9 protein-coding genes are annotated in these 16,281 nt (G+C 37.6%); 5 read left to right on the top strand and 4 right to left on the bottom strand.

Features of this window, described 5'->3' with window-relative positions; translation table 11 throughout:
* Positions 1 to 99 precede the first annotated feature (99 nt).
* From LEP1GSC052_RS02405 to LEP1GSC052_RS02380, 4 genes are all read left to right on the top strand, one after another.
* A complete protein-coding gene (locus LEP1GSC052_RS02405) occupies positions 100 to 1,068 on the top strand; it encodes a ParB/RepB/Spo0J family partition protein (RefSeq protein WP_020985508.1) in 969 nt (322 codons plus the stop codon).
* A 403-nt stretch (positions 1,069 to 1,471) separates the two neighbouring features.
* Positions 1,472 to 3,211: a hypothetical protein gene (locus LEP1GSC052_RS02400; protein WP_010572169.1), complete on the top strand. Its 1,740-nt coding sequence runs from the start codon at positions 1,472 to 1,474 to the stop codon at positions 3,209 to 3,211.
* A gap of 171 nt (positions 3,212 to 3,382) precedes the next feature.
* Positions 3,383 to 3,823: a hypothetical protein gene (locus LEP1GSC052_RS02395; RefSeq protein WP_010572168.1), complete on the top strand. Its 441-nt coding sequence runs from the start codon at positions 3,383 to 3,385 to the stop codon at positions 3,821 to 3,823.
* A 541-nt stretch (positions 3,824 to 4,364) separates the two neighbouring features.
* Positions 4,365 to 4,790 carry a GIY-YIG nuclease family protein gene (locus LEP1GSC052_RS02380; RefSeq protein WP_167593873.1) on the top strand — a complete coding sequence of 142 codons (426 nt, stop codon included), beginning with the start codon at positions 4,365 to 4,367 and terminating at the stop codon, positions 4,788 to 4,790.
* A gap of 27 nt (positions 4,791 to 4,817) precedes the next feature.
* On the opposite strand, the gene LEP1GSC052_RS02375 is transcribed toward LEP1GSC052_RS02380, so the two are convergent.
* The 4 genes from LEP1GSC052_RS02375 to LEP1GSC052_RS02360 are packed head-to-tail and all read right to left on the bottom strand — an operon-like array spanning position 4,818 to position 9,165.
* Positions 4,818 to 5,402: a tetratricopeptide repeat protein gene (locus LEP1GSC052_RS02375; protein ID WP_010572165.1), complete on the bottom strand. Its 585-nt coding sequence runs from the start codon at positions 5,400 to 5,402 to the stop codon at positions 4,818 to 4,820.
* A gap of 2 nt (positions 5,403 to 5,404) precedes the next feature.
* On the bottom strand, positions 5,405 to 6,766 hold the full coding sequence (locus tag LEP1GSC052_RS02370; protein WP_020985523.1) for a Kelch repeat-containing protein: 1,362 nt from the start codon (positions 6,764 to 6,766) through the stop codon (positions 5,405 to 5,407).
* A 31-nt stretch (positions 6,767 to 6,797) separates the two neighbouring features.
* The gene (locus LEP1GSC052_RS02365) at positions 6,798 to 8,216 is read right to left on the bottom strand and encodes an SBBP repeat-containing protein (RefSeq protein ID WP_010572163.1); all 1,419 of its coding nucleotides are present in this window, start codon (positions 8,214 to 8,216) and stop codon (positions 6,798 to 6,800) included.
* Between the two features lie 49 nt (positions 8,217 to 8,265).
* Entirely contained in the window at positions 8,266 to 9,165 is a 900-nt protein-coding gene (locus LEP1GSC052_RS02360) for an LA_3334 family protein (RefSeq protein WP_010572162.1), read from the bottom strand.
* Between the two features lie 290 nt (positions 9,166 to 9,455).
* On the opposite strand from LEP1GSC052_RS02360, the gene LEP1GSC052_RS02355 reads away from it, so the two are divergent.
* The gene (locus LEP1GSC052_RS02355; RefSeq protein WP_020985525.1) at positions 9,456 to 16,211 is read left to right on the top strand and encodes an RHS repeat-associated core domain-containing protein; all 6,756 of its coding nucleotides are present in this window, start codon (positions 9,456 to 9,458) and stop codon (positions 16,209 to 16,211) included.
* Positions 16,212 to 16,281: the final 70 nt, after the last annotated feature.

Here is a 16,281-nt window from a genome sequence, read left to right as displayed (position 1 = left end):
AGCGGCGTTTAGCGCGCTTGCCGACAAATTAATGTCTGAGCTCGGACTTTTCTCAAAAACTTTAGCCGGCTAAAGTTTTTTAAAGGATTATTTAAAATCATGAAATACTCTAAAAACGGAATCGATTTAACCAGCTCCTTTAGTATTGAAAACGAGGAACCTTCAAATGAACACGATGTATCAAATAAAGAAAGTGCAATTATCGCCGATCTAAAAGCGAGCCAGAATAAGCCAAAATCAAGAAATGGATTAAAGCTTTTCGAAATACCGATTTCCCAAATTCGATCCACAAACAACCCTCGAAAATTTTTCGACGAGGCCGAGCTTAAGGGGCTTGCTAAAAATATTAAGGATCGCGGCCTTCTCCAACCGATCGGGGTAAGGAAACATAGCGACCACTATGAGCTAATCTGGGGGGAGAGGAGGCTTAAAGCATTCAAAATCAACAAAGAAGAAACTATACCCGCATTCGTCGCGGATATAAAGCAAATCCCACCTGAAACTATTCAAGAAGTAAAATTATTAGAGAACTTACAAAGGAAAGATTTAACCGATAGCGAAACGGCCATTGCAATTTTTAATATTTGCAATGAAAGAGGCTACAAAATTGAAAAGTTAGCAGAAATACTTCGTAAGTCCGAAGATTGGGTAAACCAAAAAATTACACATGCAAAATTGATTAACAAATTATCCGAAGAAACTAAGAATAATCCAAAATTAAACAGCTACTTATTTTCATTGCCAACAACAACGTTAGTCGACCTCCAATCTAGCCTAAAAAAGGACAAGGGGTCGGTATTTAATTTATTAGAAGAACATGCAATCAGTGGTACAATATTAAAAAAACAAGAAGTAAGAAGCTTTTCGAAATCCTTAAAAAATGAGACTGAAGATAAAAAGGATGCGACTAAAGACAAATCAGCTTTTGCAAAAACACTAAGTGCCGACCAGTTAAAAAAACTAATCAATGGCATCGAAAAAAAAATCGATAACCTAAATACCGAAAAATCAATCTACGAAAGTGCCCTAGCGAAGATCGCAGGAAAAAAAAGTAAAAAAACAAAATAAAATTCTTGTACTCGATTTTGAAATAAGTAAGGTTGTTCTTGAGTAGAGAATTTTACTCACCATTTCCATATCGAAAAGCCAGCGGGGAGGTCAGAGGCCCCGCAGGCGACCTTCCAAAATTCACTAATCATGTACTAAGCTTAAATTATGTCTCTTTTTTTCATTTAGGAGACATAATTTAATTGACGCAACTTTTCATTTTTAACTATACATGTACCCCATAAACTTAGGCGACATACCTAAGCGGCCCCTCTGACAAACGGCCGAATTCGATATGGAAATGTGGACCTATTCCCAAAGGCTCTAAGCCCTGATCATAGCTCCCCGTTTCTTAAAAGAGTAGGGTAATACCTTTGCCGTGCTGCGCCCTCAGTATGTCTGGCACTGCAAAACGGATAAAAACGTGGAAGCTACAATTAGTCTCGACGACCATTATACCTATGCCCAAAGGATAGCAGACGGATTTCCTTCAAACAATGAAAGGCCGCTTTTTATCGATGAACAGTATACCAAAATCGAATACGGTCTTGTAAACGGAAAGAATCTTACGGATCTAGAAAAGATTCTTTTCTCTATAATTCATTTTTACTCAGGCCGTCCTGAAGGATGCACAATGACAAACATCGCATTCGGGGAAAGATTAGAGAAAAAAGAAACATCGGTAAGTAACGCAATATCAAGACTACTAAAAACTAATATGATTACCCGCGAACTTAGAAAGACAAAGGATGGAACCGAAAGGCACCTTTTCTCAATTTACAGATTAAAACCGGAAACACCCGTTTGGCTATCTGAAGACAGAAAAAATCCTTTTAAGCAAAGCATCTATCGAGACCGCCTCGTAATTAGCCCACAGTCCTTTGGCCGATCAAAAGTTTCAAAAAATAATTCTTCGAGAAAAGTCGCGTTTTTAAATTTATTGGATGCCTTTGGTAATTTCTTTCGGGAAATCTTCAGAATTAAGAAAATTAAAACGAAACCCATTTCCAAAATCAAAAATTTTGAACAGGAAAAACAAGAGGCAGATATTACTTTCCCCGAAGAATCCAGCAGTTCACATCCCAATGCTACCACTCCACACCCTGATACTGCCACTCAACAGAAAGTGGACTCTAAGCACTCAACAGGGGATGGGTCTGAAATTAAAGTACAAACAATAAACACAGATAAAAAAGAAAATAAGCGCGCAGGCGCGAAGTTTTCAGAATCTATACTATCTCTATATAGGGAAAGGATCAAGTCTGAGATTGAAAACTCGAATTCAAAATCAAAATATACTTTGTTAGAGGATACGAAAGAAAAGGAATCTAAGATTTTAGAAAAGTGGTCAGAAGAAGATGATAGCCTTTCAGTCGATACCGTCGGAACTTTAACTAAGAAATTAATCTTTATTAAAGAGGCCGAAAAATTTAGTGAATTACCGTATTGGCAATGTATGGCCTTTTCAATCGGTTCTTTATATTCTTATAGAAATTCGATTCTTTCCACTTTTGAAGGACTTGAAAAAATACAGGAAATTAAAAATCGAAAAAATAAGTTTGAACGATCAGAGGAAAAAAATACAGAAACAAAACCAGTAATTAAATATGCCCCGGATTGGAGTAACTGCTGTCAGTATATAAATTCACTTCCCATACCAAGTGGAACTAAAGAGCACTTGATTAACTTGAAAGTTGAAGTAGATTTAATGGCAAAAGTCGTGACTATAAACGATCCAGTTGAGGAATCAAAACATCACTTCATAGTAAACTTTTACTCGAACAATGTAGAGGAACGTTTTGAAGTAAAAATCACTTCATTTCGAAAACACGAACATCCCAAGAGATCCGATTCGGCAAAAGTGGATACAGAGTTACTGCAATCCGACATTGGATTACAAAAGGAACCAGAAAAGAGAATTGAATTTCGAAACGTAAGTTATGAAGACTTTTTAGAATACTCGGAAAGAAGACTTATGGCGTCAGATCTAAAATATCTCAAAGAAGCTAAGTTCAAATACGAAGCACTTACCATCGTTTTCGAATCAGGGATTCCAGAACGACTCGTGAAGCATATCAAACATTACTTTGAAGATCTTTCTGAATTTCCGCATACCATCGTTTATAATAATTTGATACACGAAATAGAAAAAGAGGCGGCATGAGGAAAAATCAATTGAAACAGTATTTTATGATATTCTAATGGTCACTCTGCCATGAAAAATCGACTCTATTGATACCGAAATATCAATAAGGGCGGTTTCGGAAGTTCCCAGTAGTATTTACAGGAAAAGGGAATTATTCTAATAAAGAATATTTCGAGGAGTCAAAGAGATATGGAACTTAGTTCGAAAGAAGAAAGCTTCGCATTAAACGGGTCATTAAATTTCATCGAGAATAATAGAGATGAGTCTATGTATGACTCGCTTTCCCCGGCTCAACTTGTTGTAACTCTAATCCGGGATTTATCATATTCGGTAACTCAGGGATTGATTTATGATTATATAAATAATTTGGATGAAGTGCAGATTCAACAAACTTACTTCTCTTTAATGCAGTTAAGAGTTTATGAGTTGGCGGGTGATTACAAAGGAGTTATGTTTCTTTTACCAGAAATGTTAAGCGGATCTGGAATTAAAGAGGATGATGAATTGGTGGATTTAACTATCGAGCTAATTCAAAGGATAGGGATACTTGAGAAGAAATTAGAAGAATCGGAATCCTTTCTAGAGTTTATGATTTTCGAGTTCATTAATAGAAATCAACTTTCCATTTAAACATTCACTTCGGTGGAAGTAAATAATGGATTACAAAGGCACTCATTCTCTGTCAAAAGCTATATTCGAATTGGAACTTAAAGTAAAATCGTCGGGAATGAACTCGATTAGCCAGCAAGAAAAGCATATATACAGAATTTGGTGGTTATGGATCGGGGTTCTAAGTAACGACTATGAAGGGTTTTTTCATAATATAAATGAGCTCAAAGAAAAGATTATGAAAATTCATTCAAGGGATTAGGATTTGAGACAGAATCAAGGTTGTTAGAGGAAGTAAATCAAAGAACTCCAAAGAGTTCAAATTTATTCGGAGAAGGGAAACCTTATATTCACACTTCGGATTTAAGCCAAGAGGCACTTGAAAGTTTTCAAAATTTTAGGTCGCACATAGTATCCCAAGACAATGGCATACAAAAAAAATTATACGAGTATATGAATCGAAAAAATGAACAAATTTGAATCAGTTTATATAACATACTCAAACAAAACGCTACCTAAGTTACTCGTTACTTTAAAGTTAAGAAAAAAGAATCCCGTAAGCATGAAGAAATTTGTAAAAAAAGGGTTTGGGAAAGGTGCAATTTTCAAAGAAGTTAAGAATCATTTTAAATTAGAATCGAAGGAGGATATTTCCGGCGCATACATGTTTACTCATAAAGGACAATGTATGTATATTGGAATTTCAGATGAAGTTTGCAGAAGAGTGAACCAACATTTAAAAGGACGGGATCACTATAGTGCATCATTGGCCTATTTGATTGCTAAGAAAGGGACGAAAGCGAAGGGGACTCGTGACGAGATCATGAAATCGAAAGGGTTCGAAAAAAGATTTAAAAATGCTAAGGAAAAAATTTCGACTTGGGATCTTACAATAATTGAAGTTAAAGATCCGATTGCTCGTTACCTATTCGAGGTGTATGCCTCACTTGAGCTTGCTTCTAAAAACAATCAGTTTGAAACACATTGAAAATAATTGAAGAGGGTAGGGGAGTCTTTAGCGACGAAACCCAATTTTGAAAAGAATAAAACATTGAAGAAGTATCGAAAACGAAATCAAGGAAAGTGTAAGGTAAAGTTCATTCGACTTTTCTTGCAAATTATGGATTTCAATTTTGATCTGTTTAAGCGACTCACTCATCTCTTGAAAGGAATTTGTTAAACTGGTATTTTCTTTTAAAGAAGATTCAAATCCAGAGAAGCGAGTTTTAAAAATTGGAGAAGAAACGTTATCAACGAGCTTTTTGCCCTTCAATTCCATATACCTAGCTCGAAGGGAAGGGTTATTCGGCCAGTTAGAAAATGCTTTTTCATAATAAGAAAATGCAGTTTTGAATTTTCGTTCCTTATATTTTTGATCCGCTACCTTGATCCAAGTTTCTGTTTGATAGAGCTGTAGAGTTACATCGTTTGGATTGATTTTTACCCATTCATCTAAAAGAGATTGCGCTTCGGCTACTCGATTTGAATCGATATAGTCTTTGATTTGCTGGTAAGAAGTATTCTCTCCAACACTTTGAGACTGAATGGAATTAAATATAAAAATAAGGGAGAGTAAGATTGTACTAAAAATTTTTTTCATAATTATCTACTAAGGATTACTGCTTTGTGGCCGTATCGAGCGACAGGCAAGACAGTGGTCTCAGTTCTCCATGGGGTCGTTGTAGGATTTCCTAAATCCATAGAATATACTTTATCTTGTGGAACGTTTGTTAGATTGGCTCCCCCGAAAAGAAAAGCTCTCCTAAGTTCGTAAGATATTTCCATCGAGGGAAAATACAGTGCGGTTGGCAGAATCCCTCCGGCTAAATAATTTGAAGTCGTAGCTAAACTGTAATCAAAAGTATTAGAAGAGGTTACTGAGGTAGGGGGTTGAAACACGTCAGACGTTGTTGATCCTCCCGCAATTAAAATAGCCGCAGGATCAGCGGGATAGATGTCTTTAGGATTCGGGCGATAACAAGCCATTGCGGCTCCGTATTTTGCCTGGCTGATGGTCGCTTCAACGAGAGAAGTCGTCGTATTTCCGCTAGGTATATAAGCGTCCGAAGTGTTAAATGGAAGACCGTCCGTGTTTCGGCGTCCACCGGAGAAAAACAAAGTATCGTGAATCGCACAACCTGGCATATCAACACGTTGAAAAATCGCACTGTTAGAAACATACTTTAACCAGGTTCCACTGGTTCCTAAAGAAGGAGTGAACTTGTAAACTGTGTTTGCAAGAGTGCCGGTCGTCATATCCGCCGAAGTAGTCCCTGAGATAATGTATATGTCGTTTCCAGACGAAAAAGCGATCCCGCCCTGATGTGTATCAGGCATAGAAGCCATTGTTTTCCAGACGTTATTAAAAGGATCATATTCGTTTACAGTATTCACTGCTGTAAAAGTGACTCCTGATTTTACCAAGCCGCCCATAACATAGATTTTATTCTGATGAGAAACGATATTGGAGTAAGTTCTTGGAGTAGGAACACTTGTAATCGATGGAATCCACTGGTTTGTAACCGGATCATATAAATCAATTTGGGCAATAGGCGAAATACCGGCTCCGAGGCCGCCAACGATCCAAATTCCTCGGGTCTTTTGTGGCTGGTCGCTTACGAGGGTTTGGAAAGTGAGAAGTAACGGATTAGGAGGAGATTGAAGGTCTCCACAGAAAGCCGAATAGAAGTAGTTTGTCTGTGTTTCAAGGTTATTGATTACTACGATATGATCTTTCGAGTTTGTTATGCTCGGCATGACTCCTTCGATACTCCCTCTACCGAAAGCGACCGCCGCAGATGACTCCGCTTTGCACTTAAATATGAAAGTCGCGCTTGTAGCTCCTGGGATAACCAAAGGGAAGCCATCGATCTTGTGAGTATCAAGATTAGCCCCATCTATCAAAGGCGATTGCCCGCACAGAACTGTAAAAAAAAATAAGGATAAAAGTAGTAAATGTTTCATTGAATTTTTTGTATTTGAAAGATTTTAAATATTAGTATTTTGAAATAAAAAGATTTGTGGAATTCCCAACATTGCCAATAAAGGATTCCCCGTTAAGCGGACCGTTCGTATTTCCTGTTATATAAGGATGGCCTTGTTGATCGACGGTTATTGAATTGGCATCGCTATTGAAACCCTTGGTTCCTAAAAGTGAAGTCCAGATTTTATTTCCGCTAAAATCATACTTAGCAATAAATACGTTGTGCTTTGAATTGCTTGAGTCGGCGTGAGTTTGTTTATCTAAATTTCCGGTTGTATAGCCAGTAACATAAATGTCCTGATTTTTACCGATCGAGATCCCTTTGCCTTCGGCTTTTTTACTCGCAACTTCAAAAATACTTCCGGTAAAACCTAATTGTCTCGCCCAGGTCCGATTGCCGTTGCCGTCAAATTTTATAAGAAGAAGGTCTAGAGTATTTTCGCCGGATTCGACTTGATCGTCTATGTTTCCATCCGTGGAACCAGTTGCATAAACGTTACCGTTATTGTCGCAGATTACTCCCTTGAAAATGGTATTTTTTCCAGCCGCGCCGGTTTGTTTTGTCCAAATTTTATTTCCATTATTATCGAATTGAATCAGAAGCGAGTCGGTTCCAGAAATTCCGTTGGAAAAAGATCCAGTCGTTGTGCCGATTGTAAAAATCTTTCCAAGGCTATTATCATAAGCAATACCTAAAGGTGAAGTGTTTTCAGGGTATAGCTTTGACCATTGCTTGGTACCGGAAGAGTTATATTTCACCAAAAAATATCCAGTTCCACCACCCGCGAACGTAAGTCCATCGAAACCGCTTACAGAAGTTCCGGTTACGTAAATATTTCCTAAATTATCCGAGGTGACGCTGGTTGCTCGCGCGGATCCGCCTCCTGCGATTCCAAGAAGTCTCGTCCACTGTTTTGAGCCGTTAGAATCATACTTAACGACAAAGATGTTAAAATCAAGAAAGTCCGGAGTACCCGAAAAGGTCTGTCCGTCTAAGGCTCCGTTTGTTTCTCCTACAACATAAACGTTCCCTGAATTATCCGAAGTGATTGAATAAGGAATCGCCCCATCTCCTGCGATTCCGAGTAACCTAGTCCATTGCTTTGAGCCGGATGAGTTGTATTTCGTAACAAATAAATCATAAACACCGGTTAATGGTTGTCCATCTAGGTTCGCAGAAACATTTCCAGTTATATACACATCGCTTTGACCGGCAGTGATCGAATTGGCACTGATTGTGCCTGGAGAGCTTTGAGTAAATAATCTTGTCCATTCAGGTTTCGGTCCAGGTGCGCCGATACCGGAAATTAATTGAAGAATCGATAACATTTCTAAATCGGAGCCTTTTTTATCATGCTTACAGTTAAGAAAGCTCACCAAAAAAATCAGAGTAAATATAAACCTCAAAGTTACTTTACTGGCTCTATTCATTTCTTATTTCCGTCCTTTAACAAATTTAAAAAGCGATAAGTGAAAATTTTCATAGTATGAGTAAGGCTCCGATTTCAATTCCTGCATTGCAAACCTGACCATTAGATTCAAAGAAGCAGGTTGAACGAATTCCAGTGCGAAATACAACGGATTTAATCTGTAGACCTTGCCAACCAAATTCAAAATAGAGTGCGGGATTGGTTCCAGAGAATCTTTGGCTATTTCCAGAATGCTGAATTGTCGAGGAGCCAATTCCTATATTAGAATAAAAATCCCAAATTAAGCTGTCTCCGATTCGAAAGGAACGGTTGAGATAAAAAAACTGATTCAAAAAAGTATAATTCGATGAATTCGAATTCGAAACTTGATACTCAAGTCTAAGGCCAGGTCTAAATTTCCATAACTCAAAGAAAGCAGGTTCAATGTAAAAAGCTCCGCCATAAGTCGCCGGATTGGAGGCTCCAAGCGGCGCGCCGTTTGATAGAGCTTGGAAAGAAACCCCGATTTTATGATTCCAGTTTTTGTCCCCGGTATTCAAATATTTTGGATTTAAAATCGGGCTTAGTGTCTCGGGTGCATCCGAGGAACGGATTTTGTTTTTATCTAAATGAATAAATCCGAGATCAGTCTTAATCATTAACTCCTTTTCAGATTCTTCCGCGACTATCCCCTTTAAAGTACTTCCGTCTTTTAATTGGAAAGAAGTGTAATGATAGGAAGTGTCGGAGCCGTTCTTTGTCGGGTCGATCGATACAATATCCTTTCTTGGGATCTCGTAAGACTTCTCTTTCCAAAGAAATCGGATTCGAATGTCTGATTCTTCCTGAACCTTGCCTATAAAAGAACTGCCGTCTTTTAAAACGATTTCAGCGGAGTAAACGGCGGATAATGCCGTAAAAATTAAAATGATAATTACGTTTAAAGCTTGTTTTCGGATTCGATTGATCATATTGAAATTTTTTTATGAGACATTTTGCCTTATGGGATTCACTTTCCGCGATTTAAAATATATAAAATTTACTTTAGAAGCGAAAAGAAGATTTATAAGTCAATAATTCGCCGTTTTTCTTTTAGTCAAGATTAACTAAGTATCGCAAGCCTAAAATATGGCTTAAGTTATAAGAAAAGAATAAAGGATAAATATATAGGACAAAAGTATGTCTAAAAATCATTGACTCTTTTGGAGCCGCAATGCCTCACTGTGATACTTGTAAAATCTGATCGAGGAATAGCTGGAAAATGAAATTTGCGCTTCAAACCTTTAAGAAAAATTCTTTTATTCAAATTGGTATTATCGTCTTCGTTTGTTTGTTAAGTCTTGCGGCGTTTCCGCTTTTTCAATTATTCACTCTTACAGGTCCAACTCCTGAGACAGGGATTCCTCAGCCTTTACCAGAAATAACAGTAGATAGTTTTGGAAATGCGAACGCTTCATTTCCGATTCCAGTTCCAAAGGGAACAAAAGATATAACTCCAAACTTAGGAATTGAATATAATTCACTTCAAAACGATGGATTGATTGGGGGAGGTTGGGATCTTTCTGGAATCATGACCATTTCCTTAGATTCAACGGAAGGAATTCACAATGATAGTGGAGATTCATACGTAAGCTTTGCAGGTAAGTTGATTCAAACCTCTCCAGGTATCTATCATACAAAAATTGAATCTTTTTTTCAGTTTAGAAAATTGGCGGATTCTTGGATTGTGCAAGATCGCAATGGCGTAAGTTATTATTTTGGTGAAGACGGATCAGCAGAGAATCCGGGTTCTAATTCTACATTACGAAATCTTAACGGTAAGTCTCGAATCTGGGCTTTAAATCGCGTTAGAGATTTAAACGGTAACGGATACAATATCAAATACCGATCTTACAGCTCATCGAACGGAACCCCGATTCCACAGCTTATCGAGTATAACCAGGGAAACACTGTAATTCTTTTTCAAGATGAGGACAGAACAGATGCCGTTGAGTCGAATTCCTTAAATCTCCAGTCCATACTTACTAAGCGTCTTCGCTCGATCTCTGTTACTCAGAAACAAGATGATGGAAGTGTTGTTGAGTCAGAAAGGTATACTTTTAATTATAATAACAATTTCTTTGATAAGAAAAATAGGCTTACAAGCCTTGATCGGAAAAATTATGGACCGATCGCTTTTAATTATAATGATGATGCTCCGAATCCAGCCGAGAGTTCAACCTCGAAGTCATCGCCATCTTTGGATATGAGCTATCGATACGAAAATACAGCGATGAAACCGGATTGCGATTTTACGAATGCTGTATGTGCTTGCTCGGCAAATGCGACTTGTATGGCAATTTCTGGTGGGTTTGCAGGACTTGCTTGTGTTGCTTATGTAAACTCGGTCGGTGACGTTTGTACTAAAGGTGTAGTGGGGTCACAAACCTTTCTTGCGACTTTTGAAAGAAATAAAGCACCCGAACCGGTTTGGATTCAAGGTGAAAAACAAAAAAATAAACTAATGAGATACGATAGCTCAAATCCCGGTTCAACGATTGCAGTAGCGCAGGATTTATTTAATCTGAATGAAAAATCAAAAGTTCTTCAAGGGGATGTAGACGGAGATTTATTAACTGATTTTTTTGTATTGGAAAATGATAACGTAAACGCTTATTTAAAATTAGGTAAAAGTGGATCTTTTAGTTCAATCGGGATTCCGGCTATTTTAAGATCGAGTGAAAATTCATTTCAAGGTCTTGCCGATCTGAACTCAGACGGTCGAAGCGATTTTATTCAAACAGATGATTCCGGAAATTTTTTAATCTACCTTGCGACAGGTTCGATTTCAATTATCAATACGAACCCAATTTCTTTGAGTATACCGGGAATAGGTTCGACTTTTCGCCAATTTATTGACATGGACGCGGACGGAATCGCGGATTATGTAAGGCTATCTGATAATCCAGACGGTAGTAAAAACTTAAATATTAGTTATTTAAGATATAGCTCTGGTTCTTTTTCAATTCGCGCGAATGTGTCATCAAATATTTCTGTAGCCGGAACAGAAGGGGATCGCTTCCTTGCGGATTCTAACGGTGATGGGTATTTAGATTTAATTACTTTCTCAGGGAATAATCTTTATGTGTATCTCTCAGACGGCCACTCTCTCCGATCTCCTGTGAACTTCCCTGTTAGTTTTACAACTCAATATATGGAAGTTTCGAGCGGGAGTGTGAATGGTAAAAGATACTCTATGCGCGATATGAATTGGGATGGAAAAGACGATAGAATCTCTCTTATCAGTAATGGATTTCAAATCGATCTTTTTAATCCGAATACGGGTTCGTATGATTCTAGTTTTCAAGTATCTAACGACGGTTCACAGATAACCCATTTTGACGTGAATTGGGACGGGAACTCAGATTCGATTTCTTTTTACACATTCTTTTTTAATGGAACCGGGTTCCATGTAAAGAATGGATCGGATAACAGTAATACGGATGTGGTTTTTGATTATAATGAAACCACCCCCGTTCCACCAAATCCCGCGCTTCTTGCCTCTGACAGAGACGCGATGTATAGTAACTTTGTTAATTCGAAATCTTTTGCCGACGTGGATGGTGACAACAAAGCTGACTTTATCCGATTTTACGGCGGAAATATTTACGTTTCCTATTCGAGAAGTAAAAATAATGGATTGTTTTACTCTAACGGCGGGGATTCGGTTTTCCCTGCGTCATCATTTTCTTTAGCAACAGATACGAATCAAGATGGCCGCGCCGATTTTATAGGCTTTCGGTCTCCCAAAAAAGATTTAGTAGTCCCTTCATTGGTAAACAATATTCTTTCTAATGAAAGAAACACAATCGCCCATGAAAATTTGATGAGCATCGATTATGTGGAAACTAAATATTCTAGAAAAATATCACAAGGCTTGCTCACTGATATTTTTGGAACACAACAAAAAGGAATTCAAATTTCCTACGCAAATACTTATGATTTTTCTAATCCGAGCGTAGCCAATTCTATTAATTTTAACGCATTATCGAGTTTTCTTAAGCCGAATCTGACTCCATATTCTGTAGCTACGAATGTATATTCGCAGGTCGCGGATGGCGTTGGAGAAGCAGATTCATTTACCTTTGAGAATGGAAGAATCTATGTTCAAGATCAAGATAATCGATCCTTACTTGGATTTGCTAAAGTTACCTCCGCCAATTCTCGAACAGGTGAAAGGATAATTTCCCTTTATCAAGGAACAAATCCAAATTTAGCAGGAATTGAAACGAATAAAGATGAGTATTTAAACAACCATCTAATGTCCTCGACTGTTTCTACATTTACTTCGTTAAATAGCGTCTTTGGAACTATAAATATTCGTAAAACTCAAGAATCTATCACAAAGTATCAAAATAACGCGATTCTTACTAACTACAATACCGATTACACCTTTGATCAATATAACAATATACTTTCTAAGGTTGTTCAGATTGATTCCGATCCAACGCTTACTTTGCGAGAAGATACGGTTTATAATCCATCGTTAGCAGATTGGGTTTTATCTGAAATTGTACAGCAAACAAAATCACAAGGCGGAGTTTTAAGTTCTCATGTGGAATTTACGTATTCCAATCACCGATTAGCAGATCAAAGAACTCTTATCAAGCAAGGGACAACACAATATTCAATTTTTTCAATTCTTGCTTATGACGGTTTTGGAAATCCAACAATTTTGCGTGACCCGAACGGAAATCTGACAAACCTAGAATATGATTTTATAACAAATAGTTACGTGACAAACACAATCAATTCGCTTGGACATCAGCAGAAGAAAACTTATGACTATGTATTCGGAAAAGAACTTACTTCAACTGATGCTAATGGAAATGAGTCACGAAATCTTTACGACTTCTATGGTCGAAAAATTGGTATTAAATACGCCGGTGAAACGGATTGGTCTGAAATAATTGACTACATACAATCTGGTAGTCCGTCTGGAGAAAAAGTTAAACGAACAATTTCTGATCCTAAGACCGGAGATTTTTATGTTCAAGAATCACACGATGCGTTTGGTAGAACAATAAAAACAGAAAAATTAGTAGCGGATGCAGTTGTCTTTTCACAGGACACTACATATAATTCTAATGGAACTATAAGCAGTAAAACAGAGCCGTATCTTGGCTCGGTTCCATTTTTAACGACCTTTTTCACCTATGATTCTGAAAACAATGTAACGAGAACTTCGGATTCCGCAGGAAGAGTGAATGATATTAGCTATTCTGGATTTAACACGACGACTTTAACTAGCGTGAGTGGAACTCTGATTGAAACCATTATAGAATCTAAAAATCAATTAGGTCAACTTATCACAAAAACAAAAAACGGAAAATCGATCGGTTACGCTTATAACTCTCAGGGAATTGCAAATAGAATCACGGACCCAGAAGGAAAGAGTATAACATTAGTTCACGATCTTTTGGGGAATAAGATTAGTCAGACGACTCCCGATACGGGAACGACAACGTTTGTGAATTCTCCTACCGGAAAGGTATTACAACAAAATAATGCAAATGGGTTTAAAACAGATTTTCAATATGATACTTTAGATCGATTGACAAATATGATAGGAACTCATGCGAACGGGACCACTCAAAACGCTAAATTTTATTATGATGAGGCGACTTCCTTAAATGGAAAGGGCAATTTGACTTCAGTCGTAGACGCGATTGGAAAAACGGACTTTCAACATGATGCTAGAGGAAATCAAACACAGATTAAGAAATATCTAAATCTGGAAGATCTTACTTTAATTTTCCTAAAGGAATATGATTTTGGGAATCGGGCAGTTTCTATTACCTATCCCGATGGAACTAAAATTTATAATAAATTCACAGTCGGAGGCTATTTAACTTCGGTAAATATGGATTCTGCCGACGGTAGCAGTACAGGACATCCTGTGGTAAACTATACAGGTCCATTGTTAGAAAGTGGGAAGTATAATGTATTGAGAAGCCTTGGGAATGGGGTTCAAACAAAAATATTTTTCGATCCGATCTTTAGAAGACCAACGGATGTAGTTACAACATTCGAATCTGATCTTTATGAAAGTTTAAAATACGGATATGATCTAGCTGAAAACATAATTAAAATTGATGATTTAAAAAATCCAGGAAGAAATCAACAGTTTCAATATGATCAGTTTAAACGAGTTACAAATTCAACTGGTAAATACGGTAGTGAGGACTACCAATATACCGATGCTGGAAACTTATTGAAAAAAGGTGCAAATACTTATTCTTATAACGGAAGCAGTACACATGCTGTAACTCAAATATCTTCACCGTCTGGTCCTCAGTACTTTTCTTATGATGCATCTGGTCTTATGACTAATCGAGACGGGGATACATTAGAATATGACCCGATGGCATTGCTTCACAAGATGTTTACGAAAGACGGCGAAGTAATGACTTTTGATAATGATTACACGGGTTCCCGAGTTCGAAAGAGTAAACAATCGGATGGTTCCAGTGTAATTAATATTGACGGCCTCTATGAAATAAGTTTTCGTCCGGGGTTTCCGCCATTACATACAGTTTATATTAAGGGAATCGAAGATGAACTAGTTTCTCAAATTGGACTTCAAAATGTAAGTCTCTTAACTGAGAACCATATTTCTTCAAAAGAAACTGTAATTGCTTCCGCGATTTTAAATCCAAAAGAATCTCTTTGCAAAGGTGTATCTATCGATTGCTTTCAATTTTATAAAAATCGTCTCTTGAGTTTAGAAAATCTTCCAACCACATTAAGCTGGGTATTCGATATTCAGGATGGAAGAATTGGGAATCAATTTAGATTAGGAATCATTTCCGTTTTCGGAATTATTGTAATCGGTTTTGTTGGACTGGTTCTTTATGGGAAGCCAAGGTTTGGAAATCTAAAGCCTACTCAAGCGGGCGTGACTCCATTCTTGATCTTGAGCGTCTTTATAAGTTTCAATTTCTTTTCGTGTGGAATGCTTCCGGGAACCGGTAGTAAAAATGGAGATCCTCCTTGGATTGCATTGCCTTCGACGATTCCAGTGGATACCCCTTCAGTTTCAAATCCTGGGGTTGGCGGCGGTTCCGGTTCAAATCCTGGCGGAAGTCCTGTTCCGGGGATGATTTTTTTTCATCCGAACCATTTAGGTTCTATCGTTATGGCAACAAACGGAGCCGGGAAACCGATTTCCGGTGGATCAGCTGTTGGAACCAGTTACGTTTCTTACAAACCCTACGGAGAAATTTTAAGAACGGATTCCTACGGTCCAGATGCTTTCCGCTACAAGTATGCGGGTCAGGAAGAGGACAAGGAAACGGGACTGTTATTCTACAAATCAAGATACTATGATCCGGGGACGGGTCGATTCTTACAATCGGACTCGGTTGTTAATGGATCTTCTTTATCTGGAAGCAATCTCTTTATGTATGTAGATGGAAACCCGCTACAATATAATGATCCGACAGGGAAGAATGCCTGGATTCATATGCTTAACCGAATTATTGGACACATGATGGGTAAACATTTTGGAGATAAGGATATTTCAAAGCGTGTTAGCACCGGAGGAGTATTAAATGGGTTAGGCCGAGCGACTTTCGTCCCTAATTCATTTTTTAAGCGATTCGAGAATAAGACGCTTGGAAATTTAGTTGGATCGGGTAAGATTACTAATTGGGTAAAACAAAATGTAAATTTCCAAAATGTAAAAGATGTATTGGAAGAATCTTTAACGTGCAATGGATCAACTTCCGTAAATCCGGCTTGCGGACCCTTACTTGATAAATTATCTAAAGTAAAGATTAAGCCAGTATTCGTTCAATTAAAAGTTCAAGTAGCCGTACCGGTATCTTTTAAATGTGATATTTGGGATCTTTGTAAAATAAAAATTGATACACCAACTGTATTTATTCAATTGAAAGTTGAAAAGGGCGCAGTTACTACTGGCTTCGGAGGCGGCGGTTGCGATGTTGAGGAAAATGGAAAAGGATACAAATGCTAAAATTAAGTTATGAATAAAATGGCTCAAAGATTAACTTTTATTTTGTCGAGGGTAATTATTTTCTCATGTT

The sequence above is a fragment of the Leptospira kmetyi serovar Malaysia str. Bejo-Iso9 genome, assembly GCF_000243735.2.
Classification (GTDB): Bacteria; Spirochaetota; Leptospiria; order Leptospirales; family Leptospiraceae; genus Leptospira; species Leptospira kmetyi.
This window is presented reverse-complemented; position numbering and strand designations above follow the sequence as displayed.

Bases quoted from the DNA above. Each gene is read 5' to 3' on its own strand.
- LEP1GSC052_RS02365 (WP_010572163.1), bottom strand. From the start codon at position 8,216: ATGAATAGAGCCAGTAAAGTAACTTTGAGGTTTATATTTACTCTGATT.
- LEP1GSC052_RS02375 (WP_010572165.1), bottom strand. From the start codon at position 5,402: ATGAAAAAAATTTTTAGTACAATCTTACTCTCCCTTATTTTTATATTT.
- LEP1GSC052_RS02395 (WP_010572168.1), top strand. From the start codon at position 3,383: ATGGAACTTAGTTCGAAAGAAGAAAGCTTCGCATTAAACGGGTCATTA.
- LEP1GSC052_RS02370 (WP_020985523.1), bottom strand. From the start codon at position 6,766: ATGAAACATTTACTACTTTTATCCTTATTTTTTTTTACAGTTCTGTGC.
- LEP1GSC052_RS02360 (WP_010572162.1), bottom strand. From the start codon at position 9,165: ATGATCAATCGAATCCGAAAACAAGCTTTAAACGTAATTATCATTTTA.
- LEP1GSC052_RS02380 (WP_167593873.1), top strand. From the start codon at position 4,365: ATGAAGAAATTTGTAAAAAAAGGGTTTGGGAAAGGTGCAATTTTCAAA.
- LEP1GSC052_RS02405 (WP_020985508.1), top strand. From the start codon at position 100: ATGAAATACTCTAAAAACGGAATCGATTTAACCAGCTCCTTTAGTATT.
- LEP1GSC052_RS02355 (WP_020985525.1), top strand. From the start codon at position 9,456: ATGAAATTTGCGCTTCAAACCTTTAAGAAAAATTCTTTTATTCAAATT.